The 21,631-nt window shown below is 72.5% G+C and carries 24 protein-coding genes; 10 read left to right on the forward strand and 14 right to left on the reverse strand.

Translation table 11 applies throughout. The features are described 5' to 3' along the window. Positions 1-25 precede the first annotated feature (25 nt). Both AC3A3L_RS00260 and AC3A3L_RS00265 read right to left on the reverse strand, forming a co-directional pair. Complete coding sequence (locus tag AC3A3L_RS00260) at positions 26-1,267, reverse strand: hypothetical protein (RefSeq protein ID WP_487638028.1); 1,242 nt, start codon at positions 1,265-1,267, stop codon at positions 26-28. A gap of 4 nt (positions 1,268-1,271) precedes the next feature. Continuing rightward, on the reverse strand, positions 1,272-1,625 hold the full coding sequence (locus AC3A3L_RS00265) for an HIT domain-containing protein (RefSeq protein WP_487638029.1): 354 nt from the start codon (positions 1,623-1,625) through the stop codon (positions 1,272-1,274). A gap of 75 nt (positions 1,626-1,700) precedes the next feature. Here AC3A3L_RS00265 and AC3A3L_RS00270 point away from each other — a divergent pair, with 75 nt between their 5' ends. The 3 genes from AC3A3L_RS00270 to AC3A3L_RS00280 all read left to right on the forward strand — a co-directional run bounded on the left by AC3A3L_RS00270 (position 1,701) and on the right by AC3A3L_RS00280 (position 4,313). Beyond that, positions 1,701-2,678 (forward strand): Gmad2 immunoglobulin-like domain-containing protein, encoded by a 978-nt coding sequence (locus AC3A3L_RS00270; protein WP_487638030.1) that lies wholly within the window; start codon positions 1,701-1,703, stop codon positions 2,676-2,678. Positions 2,679-2,754: 76 nt separating this feature from the next. Then, positions 2,755-3,285 (forward strand): SigE family RNA polymerase sigma factor, encoded by a 531-nt coding sequence (locus tag AC3A3L_RS00275; RefSeq protein WP_487638031.1) that lies wholly within the window; start codon positions 2,755-2,757, stop codon positions 3,283-3,285. Further along, positions 3,282-4,313: a GerMN domain-containing protein gene (locus AC3A3L_RS00280; protein ID WP_487638032.1), complete on the forward strand. Its 1,032-nt coding sequence runs from the start codon at positions 3,282-3,284 to the stop codon at positions 4,311-4,313. Before AC3A3L_RS00275 ends, AC3A3L_RS00280 begins: the two co-directional genes overlap by 4 nt. A gap of 11 nt (positions 4,314-4,324) precedes the next feature. Here the strand turns inward: AC3A3L_RS00280 and AC3A3L_RS00285 are convergent, their stop codons facing one another. Genes AC3A3L_RS00285 through hrcA form a run of 3 tightly spaced genes read right to left on the reverse strand, consistent with a single transcriptional unit; the run spans position 4,325 to position 7,260 of the window. Then, positions 4,325-5,065, reverse strand: coding sequence for a 16S rRNA (uracil(1498)-N(3))-methyltransferase (locus AC3A3L_RS00285; protein WP_487638033.1), 741 nt, complete (start codon positions 5,063-5,065; stop codon positions 4,325-4,327). A gap of 6 nt (positions 5,066-5,071) precedes the next feature. After that, on the reverse strand, positions 5,072-6,241 hold the full coding sequence (gene dnaJ, locus AC3A3L_RS00290; RefSeq protein ID WP_487638034.1) for a molecular chaperone DnaJ: 1,170 nt from the start codon (positions 6,239-6,241) through the stop codon (positions 5,072-5,074). Next, positions 6,238-7,260: a heat-inducible transcriptional repressor HrcA gene (hrcA, locus tag AC3A3L_RS00295; RefSeq protein WP_487638035.1), complete on the reverse strand. Its 1,023-nt coding sequence runs from the start codon at positions 7,258-7,260 to the stop codon at positions 6,238-6,240. The genes dnaJ and hrcA overlap by 4 nt, the downstream gene beginning before the upstream one ends. An 82-nt stretch (positions 7,261-7,342) precedes the next feature. Here hrcA and AC3A3L_RS00300 point away from each other — a divergent pair, with 82 nt between their 5' ends. From AC3A3L_RS00300 to AC3A3L_RS00310, 3 genes are all read left to right on the forward strand, one after another. Next, entirely contained in the window at positions 7,343-8,206 is an 864-nt protein-coding gene (locus tag AC3A3L_RS00300) for an MBL fold metallo-hydrolase (RefSeq protein WP_487638036.1), read from the forward strand. 71 nt (positions 8,207-8,277) lie between these two features. After that, a complete protein-coding gene (locus AC3A3L_RS00305; RefSeq protein WP_487638037.1) occupies positions 8,278-8,667 on the forward strand; it encodes a hypothetical protein in 390 nt (129 codons plus the stop codon). A gap of 72 nt (positions 8,668-8,739) precedes the next feature. Beyond that, complete coding sequence (locus tag AC3A3L_RS00310) at positions 8,740-9,588, forward strand: DUF3097 domain-containing protein (RefSeq protein WP_487638038.1); 849 nt, start codon at positions 8,740-8,742, stop codon at positions 9,586-9,588. 153 nt (positions 9,589-9,741) lie between these two features. On the opposite strand, the gene hemW is transcribed toward AC3A3L_RS00310, so the two are convergent. The 3 genes from hemW to AC3A3L_RS00325 form a co-directional block, all read right to left on the reverse strand. Then, positions 9,742-10,959 carry a radical SAM family heme chaperone HemW gene (gene hemW, locus AC3A3L_RS00315; protein WP_487638039.1) on the reverse strand — a complete coding sequence of 406 codons (1,218 nt, stop codon included), beginning with the start codon at positions 10,957-10,959 and terminating at the stop codon, positions 9,742-9,744. Positions 10,960-11,035: 76 nt separating this feature from the next. Beyond that, positions 11,036-12,856: an AMP-dependent synthetase/ligase gene (locus tag AC3A3L_RS00320; RefSeq protein ID WP_487638040.1), complete on the reverse strand. Its 1,821-nt coding sequence runs from the start codon at positions 12,854-12,856 to the stop codon at positions 11,036-11,038. Between the two features lie 121 nt (positions 12,857-12,977). Next, positions 12,978-13,910, reverse strand: a complete 933-nt coding sequence (locus AC3A3L_RS00325) for an aminoglycoside phosphotransferase family protein (protein ID WP_487638041.1) — start codon at positions 13,908-13,910, stop codon at positions 12,978-12,980. Positions 13,911-13,933: 23 nt separating this feature from the next. Between AC3A3L_RS00325 and AC3A3L_RS00330 the strand changes: the two genes are divergently transcribed. After that, positions 13,934-14,398 carry an XdhC family protein gene (locus tag AC3A3L_RS00330; RefSeq protein ID WP_487638042.1) on the forward strand — a complete coding sequence of 155 codons (465 nt, stop codon included), beginning with the start codon at positions 13,934-13,936 and terminating at the stop codon, positions 14,396-14,398. 3 nt (positions 14,399-14,401) lie between these two features. Beyond that, the gene (locus AC3A3L_RS00335) at positions 14,402-15,493 is read left to right on the forward strand and encodes a winged helix DNA-binding domain-containing protein (protein ID WP_487638043.1); all 1,092 of its coding nucleotides are present in this window, start codon (positions 14,402-14,404) and stop codon (positions 15,491-15,493) included. On the opposite strand, the gene AC3A3L_RS00340 is transcribed toward AC3A3L_RS00335, so the two are convergent. After that, positions 15,474-16,325, reverse strand: coding sequence for a helix-turn-helix domain-containing protein (locus AC3A3L_RS00340; protein ID WP_487638044.1), 852 nt, complete (start codon positions 16,323-16,325; stop codon positions 15,474-15,476). The genes AC3A3L_RS00335 and AC3A3L_RS00340 overlap by 20 nt on opposite strands. 51 nt (positions 16,326-16,376) lie before the next feature. Between AC3A3L_RS00340 and AC3A3L_RS00345 the strand changes: the two genes are divergently transcribed. Next, positions 16,377-16,970: a TIGR03086 family metal-binding protein gene (locus tag AC3A3L_RS00345; RefSeq protein WP_487638045.1), complete on the forward strand. Its 594-nt coding sequence runs from the start codon at positions 16,377-16,379 to the stop codon at positions 16,968-16,970. 1 nt (position 16,971) lies between these two features. Here AC3A3L_RS00345 and AC3A3L_RS00350 read toward each other — a convergent pair whose 3' ends face one another. The 4 genes from AC3A3L_RS00350 to AC3A3L_RS00365 are packed head-to-tail and all read right to left on the reverse strand — an operon-like array spanning position 16,972 to position 20,116. Further along, positions 16,972-17,301 (reverse strand): hypothetical protein, encoded by a 330-nt coding sequence (locus AC3A3L_RS00350; RefSeq protein WP_487638046.1) that lies wholly within the window; start codon positions 17,299-17,301, stop codon positions 16,972-16,974. Positions 17,302-17,360: 59 nt separating this feature from the next. Next, the gene (locus tag AC3A3L_RS00355) at positions 17,361-17,798 is read right to left on the reverse strand and encodes a HutD family protein (RefSeq protein ID WP_487638047.1); all 438 of its coding nucleotides are present in this window, start codon (positions 17,796-17,798) and stop codon (positions 17,361-17,363) included. After that, on the reverse strand, positions 17,795-19,669 hold the full coding sequence (lepA, locus tag AC3A3L_RS00360; protein ID WP_487638048.1) for a translation elongation factor 4: 1,875 nt from the start codon (positions 19,667-19,669) through the stop codon (positions 17,795-17,797). The genes AC3A3L_RS00355 and lepA overlap by 4 nt, the downstream gene beginning before the upstream one ends. Positions 19,670-19,678: 9 nt before the next feature. Next, complete coding sequence (locus AC3A3L_RS00365; RefSeq protein WP_487638049.1) at positions 19,679-20,116, reverse strand: hypothetical protein; 438 nt, start codon at positions 20,114-20,116, stop codon at positions 19,679-19,681. Positions 20,117-20,138: 22 nt separating this feature from the next. On the opposite strand from AC3A3L_RS00365, the gene AC3A3L_RS00370 reads away from it, so the two are divergent. Then, positions 20,139-21,077, forward strand: a complete 939-nt coding sequence (locus tag AC3A3L_RS00370) for a DMT family transporter (protein WP_487638050.1) — start codon at positions 20,139-20,141, stop codon at positions 21,075-21,077. Here the strand turns inward: AC3A3L_RS00370 and AC3A3L_RS00375 are convergent. Further along, positions 21,053-21,583: a GNAT family N-acetyltransferase gene (locus tag AC3A3L_RS00375; RefSeq protein ID WP_487638051.1), complete on the reverse strand. Its 531-nt coding sequence runs from the start codon at positions 21,581-21,583 to the stop codon at positions 21,053-21,055. The genes AC3A3L_RS00370 and AC3A3L_RS00375 overlap by 25 nt on opposite strands. Between the last annotated feature and the right edge of the window lie 48 nt (positions 21,584-21,631).

The raw sequence follows: 21,631 nt of genomic DNA on the forward strand, positions 1-21,631 counted from the left end.
CCCACCTGTATAGGGGTTGCCCCCGTCAGGGCCGCGTCACCTGGAGCATCCCGAGGCACATCTCGTCGGTGGTGCCCTCGCCCCACACGACGTATCGGTCCGGCTGCCCCTCGAAGGAGGGCAGCCGGTCCCGGAGCCACTGGACGTGGCGACAGGTGACCTTGACCTGCTCGAAGGGCTCGAGGTGGATCGGGTCGATCGGACGGCTGCCCTGGTCGTCGAAGTCCCAGACGGGGATGTCGAGGATGGTGCGCGCCTGCGGTGTCCCCGGGTTGACCTCGATCTTCAGCGAGCGGCCCAGGAGGTGCATGTGGCCGGCGACCCCGTGGATCGTGATCGGCTCGCCGAGGGTGCGGACGCACGACTGCACCTCACCCGCACGCGGCTCGCCGCCGCACAGGAAGTAGAGGAGGTCGGCGGTGTTGCCTTCCGCCCCGAAGCGCTCCTTGACGTCGGCGAGCGCCGCGTCGCGGTCGCACAGCTCCCCGTCGGAGTGCTTCGGCCGGCACGGCAGCTCCACGGGCGCGGGCAGCAGCATCGTGCTGAGCGCCTGGTAGTCGCGCTTGCCGGGCGCGAGGCGCAGCTGGGCGGCGGAGGTGTCGGGCTGCTGCCCGGCCAGCAGGTTGTAGTGGACCTGCATCACGATCCGGCTCCCCTTGCGCAGGCGGATGCCGTAGCCGGGCTTGGTGACCGACTCCTTGCCCCCCGGCGCCCAGGCACCGATCCACGAGGACCGGTCGACGTTCTGGAAGCGGTCGAGCCCGGTGCCGCCGAAGCAGGTCCAGCCCTCGTCCTCCTCCGCGGCGTCCTTCGCCTCGGCTGCGGCGACCTGTCGGGGAGGGACCTGGAACAGGATGACGTGGTGCACGACGTCGGGGTTGCCGGGCAGCACCTGCGTGCCGGTGAGCCAGGCGTCCCGGTCGAGCTCGGGGTCGAGGAGGAAGCACCGGTAGTCGTCGGTGCCGGTGCCGTAGGGAGCCGAGGGCGTGTAGGCGCCGGGCATGGCGATCGTGGCCCGCGTCTCGCCGGGTCGTAGCGGCCGGGACCTCGCGGGCTCCGCGTAGTGCCCGCTGTGGCCGGCCTGCGCGGACTGGCCGGCCTCGTCGGCCTCGGGGGTGGACGAGCTCGTCGGGGAGTCCGCAGGCTGGGTCGCCGTCTGGTCAGCGGTCCCGGCGTCGTCGCTCCCGCTGCAGGCGGACAGGGCGAGGAGCCCGGCGGCGAGCAGCGCGGCGAGCGCGGGCCGGGTGCGGTTCGTGCGGCCGACCATGCCCTCAGACCAGCTTCTCGGACAGGCGCGACGAGCCGCCGAGCACGTGGACGTGCGTGTGGAACACCGTCTGGCCGACACCCGCGCCGGTGTTGACGACGAGCCGGTAGTCGGAGTTGCCGGCCTCGCGCGCGACCTCGTCGGCGAGGACGACCAGGTGACCGATGCTGGCCGGGTCGGCGGCCGCAGAGGCCGCGGCGTTGTCGTGGTGGTCCACCGGGATCACCAGGGCGTGGAAGGGCGCCTGCGGGTTGAGGTCCTTGATCGAGACGGCGTGGTCGTTGCGGCCGAGCACGTCGGCCGGGACCTCGCCGGCGACGATCTTGCAGAAGATGCAGTCGGAGGCCGTCTCGCTCATGGGGCCAAGCCTAGGCTCTGGCGGCGCGGCGTGGGACCGGAAGCGGTGACCGCGCGTCCTACTACCGTGACGAGCATGACCTTCCCCACCACCGCTCGACCGGCTCGCGCCCATGCCGTACGACGCTGGGCGGGCGCCACGGCGGTCGTCGTGGCGAGCGGCCTCGCCCTGGCCGCGTGCAGCGACGACCCGACGCCGGTCTCGGACGACACTGGCACCGCGACCGAGGAACCGCAGCCCTCGGAGACCGGGTCCGACGCCGGGCACCAGTCAGATCCGGCGTCCCCGACCGAGTCGCCCGCCGAGTCCCCGTCGGAGCCTGCGGCGGCCGGCACCGCGGTCCCGGTCTACTTCGCCGGGGACGGCCCGGGCGGACGCACCGTGCTGTTCCGGGAGTTCCAGCGCGTCGAGGGCGACCCGCTGACCGACGCCGCTCGCATCGTCGCCGGTGGGGGCCAGCCCGTCGACCCGGACTACCGCACCCTCTGGCCCGGCGTGGAGATCTCCTCGGTCCAGGCCACGGACGGGGTGCTGCTGGTCGAGATCCCCGCCGACGGGTTCACCGACCGTCCTGACGGGATGTCGAGGCGCGACGCGAAGCTCGCGGTCCAGCAGCTCGTCCGGACCCTCCAGGGCGTGCAGCAGGAGCGGGTGCCCGTGCAGGTCCAGCGGGAGGGCGGGGCACCGCTCCTCGGACTGCCGACGGACGCGCCGTTCGAGGCGGCCTCGGTGCTGCGCACCCTCAACCTCGTCAACATCACCTCGCCCGCCGAGGGCGACACCGTCACCGGCGACACGGTGACGGTGACCGGCGTGGCGAACTCGTTCGAGGCCAGCGGGCCGTGCCGCCTGCTGCAGGACGGCGAGGAGATCGCGCTCGAGGGCTACCAGACGGGCGGCTGGATCGAGAACAAGCTGTTCCCGTTCGAGGTGGACCTCCCGCTCGACGGAGTCACCGGCGAGGTCGTGGTGCAGTGCGAGACCGACGACCCCACCGGGGGCACCGAGGGTCCCGGACCGGCCGTCGACACCAAGACGATCACGGTGCAGTAGCCGTCAACCGGATCGAGTGCTGGCGCGTCACCTTGCCGTGACCATCCAGACCAGCCCCCGCCGAGGAAGGACTTCGGTGCCCGACCACCTGAGCCTCGTCGGCGCGGACGCAGACGTCGCGGTCGAGCAGCTGTACGCCGCCCACTGGCGACAGCTCGTCCGGCTGTCCACCCTGCTCGTCCACGACCAGCAGGCAGCGGAGGACGTCGTGCAGGACGCGTTCGTCGCGATGCACGGCAAGTGGTCGCGGCTCTGCGACCCCGAGAAGGCGCTCGCCTACCTGCGCCAGGCCGTCGTGAACCGCTCCCGGTCGGCGCTGCGCCACCGCGCCGTCGTCGAACGGCACGTGCGCGCCACCACGCCGGGCGAGGGCACCGTCGACGGACCCAGCGTGGCCGGCGCCCGCCGTGAGGCCGTCCGGGAAGCGCTGCGCCAGCTCAGCGAGCGCCAGCGCGAGGTGCTCGTCCTGCGTTACTACCTGGACTGGTCGGAGGCGCAGATCGCGGAGGCGATCGGTGTCTCGCGCGGCGCCGTCAAGTCACATGCATCCCGAGGCAGCGCTGCCCTGCGCGACCTGCTCGGCGACTGGTGGGAGGACCCGTCATGAACGACCAGCTGATCCGGGACCTGCTCCACGAGGTCGCCGACGACGTCGAGCCTGCTGACCGGCTGGACGCCATCCGGGCCGCCACCGCGCCCACCGGTCGTCGTACCCGTCGCGGGTGGTGGGTGGTCGGCGGCGCCGGGCTCGTCGCCGCGTCCGTGGTCACGGCCCTCGCGGTGACGACCGGTGGCCCGACGCAGACGAAGGAGCCGGACCCTGTGGGCCCCGCGTCGACCTCCGACCCTGTCGCAACCGACGGAGCCGAGACGGACGAGTCAGGGACCGACGGAGGCGTGACAGTCGAGATGGGGGCCGTCTACTTCGTGGGCGACACCGCGGCTGGCCCACGTCTCTACCGCGAGCTCCGGCCCGACATCGATCGCGACTCGCGGGTGGTCCTCGGCATCGACGCGGCCCTCCGGGGCGACGCGCTCGACCCCGACTACCGCTCCCCCTGGCCCGAGGGGGTGGCCCTCCGCCAGTGGTTGCCCGGGCCGGACGGGGTCACGGTCATCCTCAACGGCGCTCCGGTTGACCGTCCGGCGGACATGAGCGAGGAGGACGCCCGGCTCGCGCTCGAGCAGCTCGTGCGCACCGCCCAGGCCACCTACGGCCACGGCAGCGTGCCCGTCGACGTCCAGCTCGAGGGGCAGGTCACCGACACGATCCTCGGCGTGCCGACGACGGCGCCGCTGACGGGATCGCCCGACCGAGACGTGCTCGCCCCGGTGTCGCTGTCCGAGCCCTCGGATGGCCGGACCGTGCGCGCGGACCGCACGGTCTGGGTCGACGGACGCGCCACCAGCGCCGACGGCCTCGTCACGGTGCGGATACAGCGGGTGGGCAGCACCGCTGTGGTCCTGGGACCCGCGACCTCCACGCTCGACCAGACGAACGGTTCCCCCGGCTCCTTCTCCATCGGCCAGCGCAGCGACGACCTCCGGCCCGGCGAGTACGAGGTGATCGCGACGGTCAAGAACCTCGACGGCACCACCGACTCCGACACCCGCCGGATCACGGTCGTCGAGTAGCTCCCGGCGCGTCAGGCCCAGCGGCTGGTGCGGGCCAGCACCGCGGCCGCGGCGACGACGCCGGCCGTGGAGGTGCGCAGCACCTCGGCCCCGAGGCGTACGGCGTGGGCGCCGGCGTCACCCAGCTGCTCCAGCTCGTCGGGGCTGATGCCGCCCTCGGGCCCGACGACGATCACCACCCGGCCGGCCTCGGGGACCTCGAGCGCGCCCAGCGGCAGGGTGGCGTCCTCGTGCAGCACGACCGCGAGGTCGGCCTCCGCGACGACGGCCGCGAGGTCGGCGGTGGAGGCGAGCGGGGTGACGCCCGGGAGCCAGGAGCGGCGCGACTGCTTGGCCGCCTCCCGAGCGGTGGACTGCCACTTCGCGTGGGACTTCGTGGCCCGCTCGCCCTTCCAGACCGCGACCGACCGCGAGGCCGCCCACGGCACGATGCGGTCGACGCCGACCTCGGTGAGGACCTCGACCGCGAGCTCCCCGCGGTCGCCCTTGGGCAGGGCCTGCACCACGGTGATCGCCGGCTCCGGGCGGGGATCCTGCGCGACGGAGCCGACCGTGACGGAGAAGACCCGCTTGCCCGTCGACGCGACCGTCCCGGTGGCCGACGTGCCCCGGCCGTCGGTGAGGACGACCTGCTCACCCTCGCGGAGGCGTCGTACGGCGACCGCGTGGTGCGCCTCGTCGCCGGTCACCTCGACGAGCGAGCCGGGCGCGGCTCCGTCCAGCAACTCGACGAGGTGGACCGGGAGCGACACCCCGGCTCAGCCCTGGAAGGCGTCGCGGAGCCGACCGAACATCGACTTGTGGGGCGCCTCGTTCTTGCCGTCGGGCTGCTCCTCGCCCCGGATCGCCGCGAGCTCGCGCAACAGCTCCTCCTGGCGCGGGTCGAGGCGGGTGGGGGTCTCCACCGCGATGCTGACGACGAGGTCACCGCGACCGCCGCGCAGGCTCGGGACACCGAAGCCGCGGATCACCTGCTCGCTGCCCGCCTGCGTGCCGGGCCGGATGTCGAGGTCGTAGGTCGTCGTCGTCTCCGACGACTCCTCGGACGAGGCGGGCAGGTCGGCCTCGAGCAGGGGCAGCGTGAGCTGGGTGCCGAGGGCGGCCGCCGTCATCGGCAGCGAGATCGTGGTGTGCAGGTCGTTGCCGTGGCGGGTGAAGGTGGGGTGCGGGTCGACGTGGATCTCCACGTAGAGGTCACCCGCCGGGCCGCCGCCCGGGCCGACCTCGCCCTGACCGGTCAGCTGGACGCGCGTGCCGTGGTCGACACCGGCCGGGATCTTGACCGTCAGGGTGCGGCGCGAGCGCACCCGGCCGTCGCCGGAGCACTCACGGCAGGGGTCCGGGATGATCGAGCCGTACCCGCGGCACGCCGCGCAGGGGCGCAGGGTGCGGATCTCACCGAGGAAGGAGCGCTGGACCACGGCGACCTCGCCCTGGCCGTGACAGGTCTCGCAGGTGACCGGCTTGGTGCCGGGCGCCGTGCCCTGCCCCTCGCACGCCTCGCAGCGCAGCGCGGTGTCGACCTTGAGGTCGCGGGTGACACCGAAGGCCGCTTCGGCGAGCTCGACGTCGAGGCGGATGAGCGCGTCCTGGCCGCGGCGGGCCCGCGAGCGCGGGCCTCGGGTCTGCGCACCGCCGGCGGCACCGCCACCGAAGAACGCGTCCATGATGTCGGTGAAGCTGAAGCCCTGCCCGGCACCGCCGAAGCCCTGGCTGAAGGCGTCGCCGCCACGGTCGTAGGCCGCCCGCTTGCCGGGGTCGCTCAGCACCTCGTAGGCGCGGGAGACGTCCTTGAACCGCTCCTGCGTCTCCGGGTCGGGGTTGACGTCGGGGTGCAGCTGCCGCGCGAGCTTGCGGTAGGCCTTCTTGATGTCGTCGGCGCTCGCCTCGCGCGAGACGCCGAGGATCTCGTAGGGGTCCTGTGTCACTGGTTTCCTTCATCGAGGATCCGGGAGACGTAGCGCGCGACCGCGCGCACGGCTGCCATGGATCCGGGGTAGTCCATGCGGGTGGGGCCGACGACGCCGAGGGAGCCGAGGTGGAACTCCTGCGGGCCGTAGCCGGTGGCCACGACGCTCGTGGCCGCGAGCTCGGAGTAGGGGCCTTCGTGGCCGATGCGCACCGTCAGCGCGTCGGTGCCCGACTCCCCCAACAGCTTGAGCAGCACGACGTGCTCCTCCAGCGCCTCGAGCAACGGTCGGACGGCGGTGTCGAAGTCGCCGTAGCGGGCGAGGTTGGCGGTGCCGCCGACCGCGACGCGCTCGTCGCTGCGGTGGTCGGACATCGCCTCGGTCAGCACGCCCACGATCGCACGGGTCGAGTCGACCTGCTCGGGGCGTACGCCGTCGGGCAGGTCGCCGAGCGCCGCCGCGGCCGCCGCGATCTGCACGCCGACGCTGGCCTGGTTGACCGCGACCCGCAGCTCGGCGAGGTCGCTGTCGACCACGGCTGCGTCGAGCTCGACGAGGCGCTGCTCGACCCGGCCCGTGCTGAGGATGAGGATCACCATCACCCGGGTCGGGGTCAGGGACACCAGCTCGATGTGGCGGACCGTCGAGCGCGAGAGCGTCGGGTACTGCACGATCGCGACCTGGCGGGTCAGCTGGCTGAGCAGCCGGACCGAGCGCTGCACGACGTCGTCGAGGTCCACCGCCCCGTCGAGCAGCGTCGCGATCGCCCGGCGCTCGGCCGCGCTCATCGGCTTGAGCGTGGCGAGCTTGTCGACGAAGAGCCGGTAGCCCTTGTCGGTGGGGACGCGGCCGGCACTGGTGTGCGGCTGGTGGATGTAGCCCTCGTCCTCGAGCGCCGCCATGTCGTTGCGGACCGTCGCCGGCGAGACGCCGAGACCGTGCCGCTCCACGAGCGCCTTGGAGCCGACCGGCTCCTCCGTGGCCACGTAGTCCTCGACGATCGCGCGGAGCACGTCGAGCTTGCGGTCGTCGACCATCGAGCCTCTCCTCTGCACGTCGCGTTCTGGCACTCGTTCGCCCGGAGTGCCAAGACTACTAGCAGTCCGTAGGCTCGCGGGCATGCCCGACGACACCCCTCGGTTCACCGAGGTCGCCCCGCGCGTCTGGGTCGCGCACTACGACTGGATGCACGTCAACATCACGCTCGTCGGCGGCTCGGACGGCCTGCTCATGGTCGACACGCACGGGTCGGCCGAGCAGGCGCGAGTGGTCGCCGACGACGTACGCCGTCTCGGCGCGGGCCCGTTGACCGGGCTGGTCAACACGCACGAGCACTGGGACCACCACTTCGGGAACGCGACCCTGGTCGAGCAGTTCGGCGAGATGCCGATCCACGCGACGGACTGGGCGGCCGAGCACATGGTCGAGTCCTCGGAGCGGACCTTCGAGCACTACGAGCAGGACACCGTCCACCCGCGGCGCGACGAGATCCTGGCGACCACCCTCCGGCTGCCCACCCGCACCTTCTCCTCCGCGGTGCAGCTCGACCTGGGCGACCGGGCAGTCGAGCTGATCCACCCCGGGCGCGGTCACACGGCCGGCGACCTCGTCGTACGCGTGCCGGATGCGGACGTCCTGCTGGGCGGGGACCTGGTCGAGGAGTCCGACCCGCCGTTCATCGGCGACGACTCCTGGCCACTGGAGTGGCCGGCGACGCTCGACCTCGTCATCGGCCTCATGACCGACGCGACGGTCGTCGTGCCCGGCCACGGGCAGGTCGTCGACAAGGCGTTCGTGCAGGACCAGCGCGTCGAGCTCGGCGTCATCGCCGAGACCATCCGCGACCTGGCCTCGCGCGGCGTGCCGCAGTCCGAGGCGCTCGCCGCCGGTGAGTGGCCCTGGGAGCGCGAGCGGCTCGAGAGCGCCGTCCGGCTCGGCTACGAGCACCTGCCCCGCAGCCAGAAGCGCCTCCCGCTCATCTAGTTTGCGCCACACCCTCAGCCCACACCCTCATGGGGCTGGTCCCGGGCCAGCTGGCCCAGTAGGACTGGTGCATGACCGAGAACAGCGAGTCCCAGACCGACAACACCGAGTCGACCGACACGCCCAAGGCGGGCAGCGGCACCAGCCCGGCCGACTCCGACCACTCCGGCGACACCACCTCACCCGACAGCGCCACCCTGGGCGGCATCTCCGACGACCAGCTGCCCGACGACCTGCAGCCCGGTGAGGACAACCCGCTGGCCGAGCCCCTCGACCCCGACGACGAGAACACCAAGAGTCGCGAGGAGCTCGAGATGGACGCCACCCAGGAGGACCTGGGCAACGACGACGGGGCGAGCCAGGCGCCCGGCCAGAGCGACTCCGACGGGAGCGACTCCGAGAGAGGCGACGACGCCAACAGCGGCGACGGCGCCGAGGGCGGCGGCATCGCCGGAGGCTGAGCCCGCAGGTGTGACCCGCGTCGCACGGCGTGCCACCCGGCCGTCGGGCAGGCGGACGCCTAGCGTGGACCGGTGCCCCAGGATCGCTACGGAACCGACGTCCTCTCCGGTGACTGGCGCGTCCCCAGGAACGGTCGTGCCACGGAGGTGCCGACCGAGCTCGGGATGGTCGTCGAGGAGGTCACCACCGACTGGTGCGGCGAGGTCGTCGCCGTCGACCGCGACATCGACACGCTCACGCTCGAGGACCGGCGCGGCAAGCGGCGTACGTTCCCGCTCGGCCCCGGGTTCCTGCTCGAGGGCCGGCCGGTGATCCTCACCCGTCCCGTGCGGGCGGGCGCGCCGGCCGCCCCGACGCGTACGGCGTCCGGCTCGGTCGCGGTGCCCAACGCCCGCGCCCGCGTCGCGCGCGCCAGCCGGATCTTCGTCGAGGGCCGCCACGACGCCGAGCTCGTCGAGAAGGTCTGGGGGGACGACCTGCGGATCGAGGGCGTGGTCGTCGAGTACCTCGGCGGCGTCGACGACCTCGCCGAGCACCTGCGCGACTTCAAGCCCGGCCCCCAGCGACGGGTCGGCGTCCTCGTCGACCACCTGGTCCCCGGGTCCAAGGAGGCCCGCATCGCGCAGGGCATCGCCCGCTCCCCCATCGGCAAGCACGTCCTGGTCGTCGGGCACCCGTTCATCGACATCTGGCAGGCGGTCAAGCCCGACCGGCTCGGCATCGCGTCGTGGCCGGCCATCCCCCGTGGCATCGACTGGAAGACCGGCACCTGCCAGCAGCTCGGCTGGCCGCACCGTGACCAGGCCGACATCGCCCGCGCGTGGAAGCACATCCTCGGCCGGGTGAGCTCCTTCGCCGACCTCGAGCCCGCGCTCCTCGGCCGGGTCGAGGAGCTCATCGACTTCACGACCCAGCCCTGAGCGGAGCGAAGGGCTGAAGAGGTCGGGAGATCGAGTAGGGCTCGGCTAGACCTGAGCGAAGCGAAGGACTGGCGACCCGTATCGAGATCCGCGATCCGAGGGTCTCGATACGCCCGCTCGTTCCTCGTGGGCTACTCGACCACCGAGGGCGGTTCAGTCGACGAGGTCGCGCACGATCGCGTCGGCGAGGAGCCGGCCGCGCTGGGTGAGCACGAGGCGCTCGGTGACGAGCTCGACGAGCCCGTCCGCGACGAGGCGGGCGACGTGGGAGCGGCCGGTGGCCTCGAGGGCGGTGACCGGGAGCCCCTCGACGAGCCGGATCTCCAGCAGGATCCGCTCGACCCGTTGGTCTTGGTAGCCGAGCACCTCCCGCGCCTGGGCCGGGGAGACCCCGGTGGCGAGCCGCTGGGCGTAGGCCGCCGGGTGCTTGACGTTCCACCAGCGCACCCCGCCGACGTGGGAGTGCGCGCCGGGCCCGACGCCCCACCAGTGCCCGCCGGTCCAGTACAGGAGGTTGTGGCGGCACCAGTGGTCGGGCGACGTGGCCCAGTTGGACACCTCGTACCAGCTCATCCCGGCGCCGGCGAGCTTCTCGTCGACGAGGTGGTACTTGTCGGCCAGGTCGTCCTCGTCGGGCATCGGGAGCTCACCGCGCCGGACCTGACGGCCCATCGCGGTGCCCTCCTCCACGATGAGGGAGTACGCCGAGACATGGTCGGGCCGGCAGCCGAGGGCGACGTCGACCGAGGTCTCCCAGTCGGCCAGCGACTCCCCCGGCGTGCCGTAGATGAGGTCGAGGCTGACGTCGTCGAACCCGGCCTGCCGGGCCCAGTCGACGACGGCCGGCACCCGCATCGGGTCATGGGTGCGGTCGAGGGTGCGCAGCACGTGGTCGACGGCGGACTGCATGCCGAAGCTGATCCGGTTGAAGCCGGCGGTGCGCAGCTCCTCGAGGTCCCAGGCGGCGACGCTGTCGGGGTTGGCCTCGGTCGTGATCTCGACGTCGTCGACGAGCCCGAACTCGGCCGCCGCGCTGGCCACGATGGCGCCGAGGTCGGCCGGCTTCAGCAGCGTGGGGGTGCCACCACCGAAGAAGATCGTCTCGATGGGGACGTCGCGGTGCCCGAGCACCTGGCGCGCGAAGCGGATCTCGCGGATCGCCGCCTCGGCGTACGACGACCGGCTCGCGCCGACCTCGTCGCCGAGCTCCTGCGCGGTGTAGGTGTTGAAGTCGCAGTAGCCGCACCGCACCGAGCAGAACGGCACGTGGACGTAGAGCCCGAAGGGCTTGCTGCCGAACTGCGCCCACGCCTCGTCGGGGAGCAGTCCGTCCTCGGGGGCGACGTCACCGTCGGGCTGAGCGGGGGACACGCCGGTATCCAACCACGTGGCCCACGCACGGACGGGTGCCAGTGGTCGCCCACCGGCACCCGTCCGTCGGCGAACCCTAGGCGTACATCTGCTCGATGAGCGCCTGGTTGTTCTCCTGCACGACGTTGCGCTTGACCTTCATCGAGGGGGTCAGCTCGCCCGACTCGACCGTCAGGTCGTGGTCGAGGAGCTTCCACTTCTTGATGGTCTCCCAGCGGTTGAGGTGGCTGTTGAGCTCGTCGACGTAGCCGCCGACCATCTTCTGCACCTCGTCGGACTGCACGATCTCGGTGTAGGACTTGCCGCCCATGCCGTTCTCCTCGGCCCAGCCCGCCATCGCGTCGGGGTCGAGGGTGATGAGCGCGACGCAGTAGTTGCGCTCGTCGCCGAAGACCATGAACTGGCTGGCGTAGGGGCACACGGCCTTGAACTTCGACTCGATCGCCGGCGGCGCGATGTACTTGCCGCCGGAGGTCTTGAAGAGCTCCTTGATCCGACCCGTGATGACGAGGTGGCCGTCCTCGTCGAGGGCGCCCTTGTCGCCGGTGTGCAACCAGCCGTCGGAGGTCAGCGTCTTGGCGGTCTCCTCGGGCAGGTTGTGGTACCCGTCCATCACGCCGGGACCCTTGATCATGATCTCGTCGTTGTCGCCGAGCTTGACCTCGCTGCCGGGGAAGACCGGCCCTACCGTGCCGAACTTGTTGCGGTCGGGGTGGTTGACGAACGAGCCGGCGGAGGTCTCGGTGAGGCCGTAGCCCTCGAGGATCTTGATGCCGGCCACGCCGAACCACTCGGCGATGTCACGGTTGAGCGCTGCGGCTCCGGAGATGAAGAACCGGACGTTCCCACCGAAGCGGTCGCGGATCTTGGAGAAGACCAGCTTGTCGAACAGGCCGTGCTGCACCTTGAGGGCCATGGGCACCGACTTGCCCTCGCGCTTGCGGCGCTCGACCTCGAGGCCGACGTCGAAGGCCTTCTTGAAGATCTTCTCCTTGGCACCGCCCTCGGCGGCCTGCATGGTGACGATCCGGCCGTGGGCCTTCTCGAAGATGCGCGGCGCGGCACCCATGAAGGTCGGCTTCACGACGCCCAGGTTGTCGACGATCTTCTCGACCCGGCCGTCGATCGCCGCGGCGAACCCGCAGGCCATCTGCGTGGACATCAGCACCTTGCCGAAGGAGTGGGCCATCGGCAGCCAGCGGAACTCGAGGTCGTCGGGCCCGAGGATGCCCTGCGCGCGGATGGCCTCGCCCTCGTAGACCCACGACGAGTGGCGCAGCCGCACGCCCTTGGGGCGGCCGGTGGTGCCGGAGGTGTAGATGAGGGTGGCCAGCTGGTCGGGACGGATCGCCTGCGACGTCGTCCGCACCACGTCGGGCTGCTCGGCCAGCTTCTCCGCGCCGAGCGCGGCGAGGTCCTCCAGGGAGATCACCCAGTCGCCGTCGGTCGCGCCCTCGAAGGTGACGACCTTCGTCACGTGCGGCAGCTCGGAGCGGTGCGCGGTGAGCTTGGCGACCTGCTCGTCGTCCTCGGCGAAGACGACGCGGCTCTCGGAGTCGCCCAGGATGTAGACGGTGTCCTCGGCGTTGGTGGTCGGGTAGACCGTGGTGGTCGCGCCGGCGGCGCACATGATCGCGAGGTCGGCGAGGATCCACTCGTAGCGCGTGCCGGAGGCGATGCCGACCCGCTGCTCGGGCTCGACGCCCAGCGCGATGAGGCCCGCGGCGAGCGCCTCGACCTTGTCGCCGGCCTGCTTCCAGGTGACGGACTCCCACGCCTCCCCGCGGGGGAAGCGGAACGCCTCGGCGTCGGGGGTCGCTGCGACGCGGTCGAAGAGCTGGACGGCGACGTTGGGCGGCATGGTGTCGAGGAAGGCGGTGTCGATGGTGGTCGGCATCTGTTACCTACTCAGTTCGTCGGGGCGGGGCTGACTTGGGCTGTAACCTAGATCACTGGGTTTACCCAGCGGTAGCAAACGCCACGAATGTCCCGTCAGACGGGCGACTTTCCGACTTTGGTCAGTCCTGCACGGCCTTCGTGACGGCGATGCAGCGCGTGATCCACGCCTGCTCCTCGGCCGTCAGGCGCCGACCGGCGCGCCGGGCGTCCTGCACGGCCCACCCTGCGTTGAGCACCATCCGCACGACCACCCAGCCCCGGGCGCGCGCCTCGTCGAGGCCGGCCACGTCGACCAGCGCGTGGAAGCGGCGGCGCAGCCCGTCACGCACCGAGCCGACCGCGCCCGGGCCGCTCAGCTCGTCCATCCGGTTCCAGAGCATGGGCGCCGGTTCGTAGTGCGGGTCGCCGGCCATGGGCTTGGGGTCGATGGCGAGCCACTCCCCCGTGTCGTCGGCCATCACGTTGGCGTAGTGCAGGTCGCCGTGCACGACGACCGACAACGTGTCGTCGGCGAGCAGGTCCGGCCCGAGCGAGAGCGCCTGCTCGACGTAGCGGCGCGGGACCGGCAGGTCACGCCCCAGCCCGCCGAGGTCGTGCAACCAGCGCTCGACGTACGACGAGACGGTGGCCAGCTGCGGCATGGCCGGGATGTGGAGCCGGCCGTAGAGCCCGGCGACCACCTCGCACGCCTCGACGTCCCACGAGTCGCCGAGGTCCGGTCCGGGCAGCCAATCCAGCAGCAGCGCGCGCCGGCGCGGGTCGGCCCGCTGGAGGCGTACGGCGCCCCTGCCGCCCCAGTGCTGCAGCGCGAGGCCCTCGTGGAGCGACTCGTCGTCGCCGTCGAAGCCGACCTTCAGCGCACCTGCCGTGCCGTCGGCGTCGACGACCGGCAGCACCAGTGAGCAGAAGCCGTGCAACGAGTCGCCGGTCGGCTCCAGCCGCCAGTCGTCGAGCAGGTCGGCCGCGAGCCGCGGGAGCCGGTCGAGCCAGCCTCCCCAGTCGTCGCCCAGCTCCCGCTGGGCGAGCAGGTCAGGAGGGATGGCGACGGGCATGCGGCGAGCCTAGGGTGGCGCGCATGAGCGAGCGCAGCGAGCCGCGGCAGCAGCCGTGGTCGGACGACGTCGTGCGGCACGGCCGGATCCTGGTCCTCAGCGACAACCCGATCGCGCGGTCGATCGCGGCGATCGCGTCGACGGCTGGGCGCACCGTGCTGGTCGAGTCGGCCGACGACGGCGGACCCGGCCTCGACCCGCAGCCGGGTGACGCCGTGGTCCTGTGCGACCACGACGCTCCCGACGCGCCCGCCGTGCTGCGCACCGCACTGGCCTCGGACGCGTCCTACGTCGCGATGATGGCGAGCCGGGCTCGTGCCGCCGGGCTCCTCGACGAGCTCGTCGCCGAGGGCGTGGACGTGTCCACCCTGCACGTGCCGGCGGGCCACGACCTGGGCGGCAAGGGGCCCGGCGAGATCGCGCTCTCGGTCGTGGCCGAGGTCGTCGCGGAGTCCTACGGCCGCACCGGCGGCCCGATGCGGGGCTGACCCGTGGCGCTGGGCTGGGACGACCTCGCCGGCGCCGCGCTGTCCCGGCAGTTCCCCGACGACCCGGGCACGGTCGCGAAGCGGGTGCACGCGATCGGCGACATGCAGACCCAGACCGCGCGGTCGGCCTTCCTCGGGCTCGGTGCGCGGTTCCCCGGCACCACCCATGCGGAGATCACGGCGGCTTACGACGCCGGCGAGATCGTGCGCGGCAGCACGATCCGCGGCACCGTCCACACCGCCAGCCCCGAGGCCTACACGGTGCTCGCCGAGGCCACCCGCGTCGGGCAGCACCCGCGGTGGGCCCGGCTGCTGGGCCTCACCGACGGCCAGCTCGCCGACCTGTGGGCCTCCGTCGAGGCCTGTGCCCGGCAGTGGCGCACCCCCGAGGAGCTCCGTGCCCACGTCGACGACTGGCTGGGCCGCCACGCGCCGGCCTCGCTCGAGGCTGCCGCCGCCGGCCCGGGCCGCTACCTGGGCTTCGCCCACGGGGCCCTGGTCCGCCGGCCGGCGTCGGGCGATCGCTGGGAGGGGCAGGGCAAGCCGGTCTACGGCACGTTCGACCGCACCGGACCGGCCACGCTCGCCGACGTCGTACGCCTGCACCTGCGCGCTCACGGACCCGCGTCGCGGCAGGACGTCGCGTGGTGGTCCGGGGTGCCGCTCAGGGCCGTCGAGGAGGGGCTCTCCGGCCTGGACGTGGTCGAGCACGACGGCCCCGACGGCAGGACGTACGTCGACCTGCCGGACGCCCCGCCTCCGCGGGACCTCCCCGGGGTGCGGCTGCTCCCGGAGTTCGACGCCCTGCTGTGCGGCTACGACTCGAAGGCCCGCGACCGGTTCGTGACGCCCGAGCACCACCGGCGGCTGTGGAACGAGTCCAACGGGATGCTGCTCCCGCCGCTGCTCGTCGACGGGCGGATCACCGGCTTCTGGAGAGCCGCCGGGACGGCGAGGCGCCGACCGCTCGAGGTCACCTGGTTCGCCCGGACGCGGCGGCCCCTCAAGGCGGAGCTCGACGAGCCCGTCGCCGCCCTCGAGTCGGTGCTCGGGATCACGGTCACCGGGGTGACGCTCACCCGCGAGGCGACCTGACCGGCTGGTCCCTGAGGTACTCCCCCGGCGTCATGCCGGTGACGGTGCGGAAGTCGTGGGTGAAGTGGGCCTGGTCGGCGTAGCCCAGGTCGGCGGCGACCTCCGCGAGCGTCCCGCGCCCCGCCTTGAGAGCCTCGACCGCGTCGTGCAGGCGGCGCCGCTGGAGCAGCCACTTCGGGCTCAGCCCGATGCGCTGCTCGACCAGCCGCTGGAGGCTGCGCTCGGACAGGCCCGCCTCGCGGGCCAGCTCGTCGACCCGGGTGACCTCCGGGTGGCCGCCCAGCCACGCGACCAGCCGGTTGACCAGCAGGCCGGACGCATCGACGGGCAGGTGCGTCGCCAGCCACGACTCGACGTGGCCGATCGCGGCGAGGTGGGCATGCGGATCGTGGGGGTCGGTCGCCATCGCGGCTCGGACGTCCTCCACGAGAGCCCCCCGGCCACCGGGCAGGTCGTCCAGCTCGACCCAGGTGTCGGTCACCTCCGCGACCGAACGCCCGAGCACCAGCCGGCCGGCGGCCGGGCTGAGCATCGTGCCGACCGCCCACCCGTCGCCCTCCAGCGTCACGCTCGAGCGGCCGCGGCTCACGCCGTAGAACCGGGCGTAGGTGTCGCTGACGACCACCAGGCAGACCGGGTGCTGGAGCGTGGACTGGGTCGACGGCTCGTCGAGCGACCACACGGGGATCCAGTAGCGGTCGACCAGGTCGGTGAGGTGCTCGCTGGGGGCGTAGCGGTGGATCGGGGGCGACGGCCGGCTCACGCCCGTGAGGTGAGCCCGGTCGATCGGGTCCACCGGGTGTGGGCCGCCTGACCCGGTCCGGCTGGTCATGTGTCGGATTATCACAATCACCACCGACAGCGCGGCGACGAGAGTGGTCGCATGACGCAGACGACGACTCCCGGCACCGACCACTACCTCTCCCTCTTCCGGCAGCGCGCCGACCGGTTCACCCGGGTGCTGGACGCGGTCGAGACCACCGGGGCCGGCTGGGACGTCCCCTCGCCGTGCGAGGGCTGGAGCGCCCGCGACGTCGTCGGCCACGTGCTGGAGACCCAGCGGGCCTTCCTCGAACAACATGGCCTCGACGCCGGCCCGCAGCCGGACCTCGCCGACCCGGAGGCCGCGTGGCAGGCGCAGCGAGCGCACGTCACCTCGGTGCTCGAGGCCGACGGTGTGGCGGGGCGGGAGTACGACGGCTACTTCGGGCGTACCACGATCGCCGCGACGGCGGCCGACTTCTACGGCTGGGACCTCGTGGTGCACGGCTCCGACGTCGCCCGCGCGACCGGGCAGGAGTGGTCCGTCACCGACGAGGAGGCCGCTGAGCTCCACGCCACCGCCGACGGGTGGGGCGACGCGCTCCACTCCGAGGGCGTGTGCGCCGCAGCGGTCGAGGTGCCCGACGACGCATCGGCCACCGACCGCCTCCTGGCCAGGCTGGGCCGCGACCCGCGCTGGACGCCCACGTCCTGACCTACCGGCGCACACCCCGTCGGGCCTTCCACGAGTCGGTGAGGATCTCCGTCAGCTCAGCCCGGTCGAGCAGGTCGAGACGCGCCCAGACCGACGCCTTGACCGTGAAGATGTCCACCCGGACGAACGTCTCGGCGCGGTCGGCGAGGGCGGCCTCGGAGTCGAGGTCGAACGACCAGAACTGGAGCAGCTCGCGGCCATCGTCGTCCCACCTGAGCCGGGCGAACGGGTGCCGGCCGACGGCGATCGCCGGGTCGCCGGTGTGCGAGAGCGCCGTCCGGGCGCCGTCGAGCCCGAGGGCGATGTCCTCGACGTCCCGCCAGGTGGCCACCCCGACACTCTGCCCGACACTCTGTCCGACCACCTGCTCCGGTCGGGGCGGACGTCCGGTCAGGGACGCGCGAGGGTGACGACCGCGACCATGCCGCGGCCACCGACCTCGCCCGGTCCCGCCACGAGGGTGCCGGACCGCTCGCCCGTGAGGACGTAGGCCGCCTGGTCGTCCGCGAGCGGCAGCGTCGAGGAGCGGCCCAGCTCGAGCACGGTGACGAACGGCGAGACGACCGCCGGGTCGACCACCACGTCGAGCACCCGTACGGGACCCTCCGGCACCGAGGCCACGACGGTCGCGTCGCCGGGGAGGGCGAAGGGCCGCTGCGGCTCGACGACGTGCGCGTCGCCGTCGACCGTCAGGTCCAGCACCGGTCCCTCGACCACGGTCAGCACCCGGTGCCGGCCGGCGGACGCCGCGACCGGCCCGTCGCGCTCGACGGCGACCAGGCTGATGCGCCAGGCCCCGTCGTCGGCGACCGCGAGCTCGCGCGTCACTTCTTGCCGGACTTCTCCGCCGGCTGCGTGGTCGAGAGCGCGGCGACGAAGGCCTCCGGCGGCACCTCGACGGACCCGATGTTCTTCATCCGCTTCTTGCCGGCCTTCTGCTTCTCGAGCAGCTTCCGCTTGCGGCTGATGTCACCGCCGTAGCACTTGGCGAGGACGTCCTTGCGGATCGCGCGGATGGTCTCGCGGGCGATCACGCGCGCTCCGATGGCCGCCTGGATCGGCACCTCGAACTGCTGGCGCGGGATGAGGTCCTTGAGCTTCGAGGCCATCATCACGCCGTAGGAGTAGGCGGCCTCGCGGTGCACGATCGCGCTGAACGCGTCGACCGGCTCGCCCTGGAGCAGGATGTCGACCTTCACCAGGTCGGCGGCCTGGTCACCGGAGCGCTCGTAGTCGAGGGAGGCGTAGCCCTTGGTGCGCGACTTCAGCTGGTCGAAGAAGTCGAAGACGATCTCGCCCATGGGGAGCGTGTAGCGCATCTCGACGCGGTCCTCGGAGAGGTAGTCCATCCCCTGCAGGTTGCCGCGCTTGAGCTGGCAGAGCTCCATGATCGTGCCGATGTAGTCGCTCGGCGCGAGGATCGTCGCCTTCACGACCGGCTCGCGGACCTCGGCGACCTTGCCGTCGGGGTACTCGCTCGGGTTGGTCACCTCGTGCTGCGCGCCGTCGTCCATGACGACCTCGTAGACCACGTTGGGGGCGGTCGAGATGAGGTCGAGGTTGAACTCGCGCTCGAGCCGGTCGCGGGTGATCTCCATGTGGAGCAGGCCGAGGAAGCCGCAGCGGAAGCCGAAGCCGAGGGCGCCGGAGGTCTCCGGCTCGTAGGTCAGCGCCGCGTCGTTGAGCTGGAGCTTCTCGAGCGCGTCGCGCAGCGTCGGGTAGTCGTCGCCGTCGATCGGGTAGAGACCGGCGTAGACCATCGGGTTGGGGTGCTTGTAGCCGCCGAGCGGCTCGGTGGCGCCGTGGTGCTGGGAGGTGACCGTGTCGCCGACGCGCGACTGGCGCACGTCCTTCACGCCCGTGATCAGGTAGCCGACCTCGCCGACGCCGATCTCCCCGGCCTTCACGGGCTCGGGGCTGATCACGCCGACCTCGAGCATCTCGTGGACCGCGTTGGTCGACATCATCTTGATCCGGTCGCGGTGGCTGAGCTTGCCGTCGACAACCCGGACGTAGGTGACCACGCCCCGGTAGGTGTCGTACACGGAGTCGAAGATCAGCGCGCGGGCCGGCTTGTCGGCGTCGCCCACCGGAGCAGGCGTCTGGAGCACGATCTCGTCGAGGAGGGCCTCGACGCCGAGGCCGGTCTTGGCGCTGGTGAGCAGCACCTCCTCGGGCTCGCAGCCGACCAGGCCGGCGAGCTCGGCGGCGTACTTCTCGACGTTGGCGCTCGGGAGGTCGATCTTGTTGAGCACCGGGATGATGTGGAGGTCCGCCGCCATCGCGAGGTAGAGGTTGGCCAGCGTCTGCGCCTCGATGCCCTGCGCGGCGTCGACGAGCAGGATGGCGGCCTCGCACGCCTCGAGGCTGCGGGAGACCTCGTAGGTGAAGTCCACGTGGCCCGGGGTGTCGATCATGTTGAGGACGTAGGTGCCCGGCTCGGCACCGGCCGCGTTGTCCGCCTTGACCGTCCACGGCATCCGGACGGCCTGCGACTTGATGGTGATGCCGCGCTCGCGCTCGATGTCCATCCGGTCGAGGTACTGCGCACGCGCCGCCCGCTCGTCGACGACCCCGGTCAGCTGCAGCATCCGGTCGGCCAGCGTCGACTTGCCGTGGTCGATGTGCGCGATGATGCAGAAGTTGCGGATGATCGACGGGTCGGTCGAGCCAGGCTGCGGCGCGTTCTTGAGGCTCACGGACTGCTTTCAGGAGTACGACGGCGGGGTCGGGTCATTCTTCCACGCGGGTCCTGCCGCACCGAACCGACGCCGACGCCTCCGGACGAGCTCCACCACGGCCGCGATCGCGAAGACCGCCCAGAAGCCGAGCAGCAGCGGCCCGCCGTAGACCAGGAACAGCACGGCGACCAGCGTGTCGGCGCCGTGCAGGGTCAGCCAGGCGAGCGCGACGGCGCCCGCCACGACGGGAGCCGCGGGCACAGCCAGCGCGAGCACGTGCCACCCGCGCGGGGCATCGTCGCGTGCGGCCGTCGCCCCTGCTGCCGCTGCCAGCACGACCAGGCCCGGGAACGACAGCAGCGTGCCGGGCAGCGCGACCCCGACCGTGAGGAGCACCACGCCCGCCAGCCAGGCACGTCGGAGGGCGCGCGGCAGGGACCGTCTGACCGGTGCCGGCGCCTCCATGACAGGACGCTAGCGTGCAGCGGTGACGTCGCGGACCGGAACCAGCCTGCCGCTGGTCCCCGCAGCGGCGTTCGTGCTCGTCTGGTCCTCCGGCTACATCTCCGGCCCGGCGGCCGTCCACGCAGCAGCGCCCTTCACGGCGCTCGGCTGGCGCTTCGTCCTGGCCGCCCTCCTGGCCGCCGGCCTGGCCCTCGCGCTGCGACGGCCGACCCGGATGGACCGGAGGACGCTGGGCCGGGTCGCGCTCGTCGGCTTCGTGATGAACGCCGTCCAGTTCGGCCTCATGTACGTCGCCTTCGACCTCGGGCTCGGCGCGACGCTCGCCTCCCTGCTCCACGCGCTCAGCCCGGTCCTGACCGCCCTGCTCGCGGCCGTCATCCTCGGGGAGCGGGTCTCGACGCTCCAGGTCGCCGGCTTTGCCGCCGGCGTCGTGGGGGTGCTGCTCGTCCTCGGCGCCGACCTCGGCCACGCGGGCGGTCCGGTCGCCGTGCTGGTCGGCTGCCTGAGCATGCTCACGCTCAGCCTCGGGACGCTCGGCCAGCGCTGGATCGGCGCGCAGCCCGACCTGCTGTGGTCGGCCGCGGCGCAGTTCGCCGTGTCTGCTCCGCCGCTGCTCGTGCTCGGCTGGACCACCGAGGGCGCCTGGCCGGTGACGGACACCCGGCAGGCCGTCGTGGCGGTGCTCTTCCTGGCGGTCGTGAACTCGATCGTCGGCCTGGTGCTGCTCGCGCTGCTCGTGCTGCGCGGCGGGTCGGGCGCCGCGGCCAGCCTGTTCTTCCTCAGCCCCCCGGTGACGGCGGTGCTCGCCTGGCTGGTGCTCGACGAGACGCTGTCGCCCACCCAGCTCGTCGGGCTCGTGGTCGCGGTGATCGGCGTCGGTGCGGCCACGCGCAGCCGGGCCGCGCCCGTGCCGGCCGCCGGGGCCGGGCAGGACCCTCAGGACGCGGTCGGCACCCAGTAGCGCCGCTTCACTCCGCGCACGTCCTCCAGCACGCCGCCGGCGGCCTCGATGACGCGGACCGAGCCGACGTTGTCGTCGTCGCAGGTGACCAGGGCCGGGTCGATCCCGAGACCGCGCGCCCACGGCAGCGCGTGCTGCAGCATCGCGGTCGCGTGGCCCTCGCGCCGCCGCGTCGGGCGGACGTCGTACCCGATGTGCCCACCCACGTCGAGGAGGAAGTCGTTCAGCTCGTGGCGGATGGCGATGCGACCGAGGTAGTCGTCCCCGTCGACCCACCACAGCGTCGTGCACGGCACGTGCCACTCCGGGCGCGGGGTCTCGGGGAGCGCGTCGGCCCGGACCGCCTCGACGAAGGCTGCGAAGGCGTCGGGGTCCTTCCAGCCGGGCGCGTTGTGCTCGATCCACGCGGCGGTCTGGCTGAACTCGGCGCCCTCGGCGACGAACTCGTCCATCGCCTCCAGGAACGACTCGCGGACGGTGGTGGTCGGGAGGACGAGCTCGGGCATGGCAGCAGTCTCCCGGGTCGGCGGCTCGCGCCTCCACCGGATATCCGG

It is taken from the genome of Nocardioides sp. Soil_C_8 (assembly GCF_057656315.1).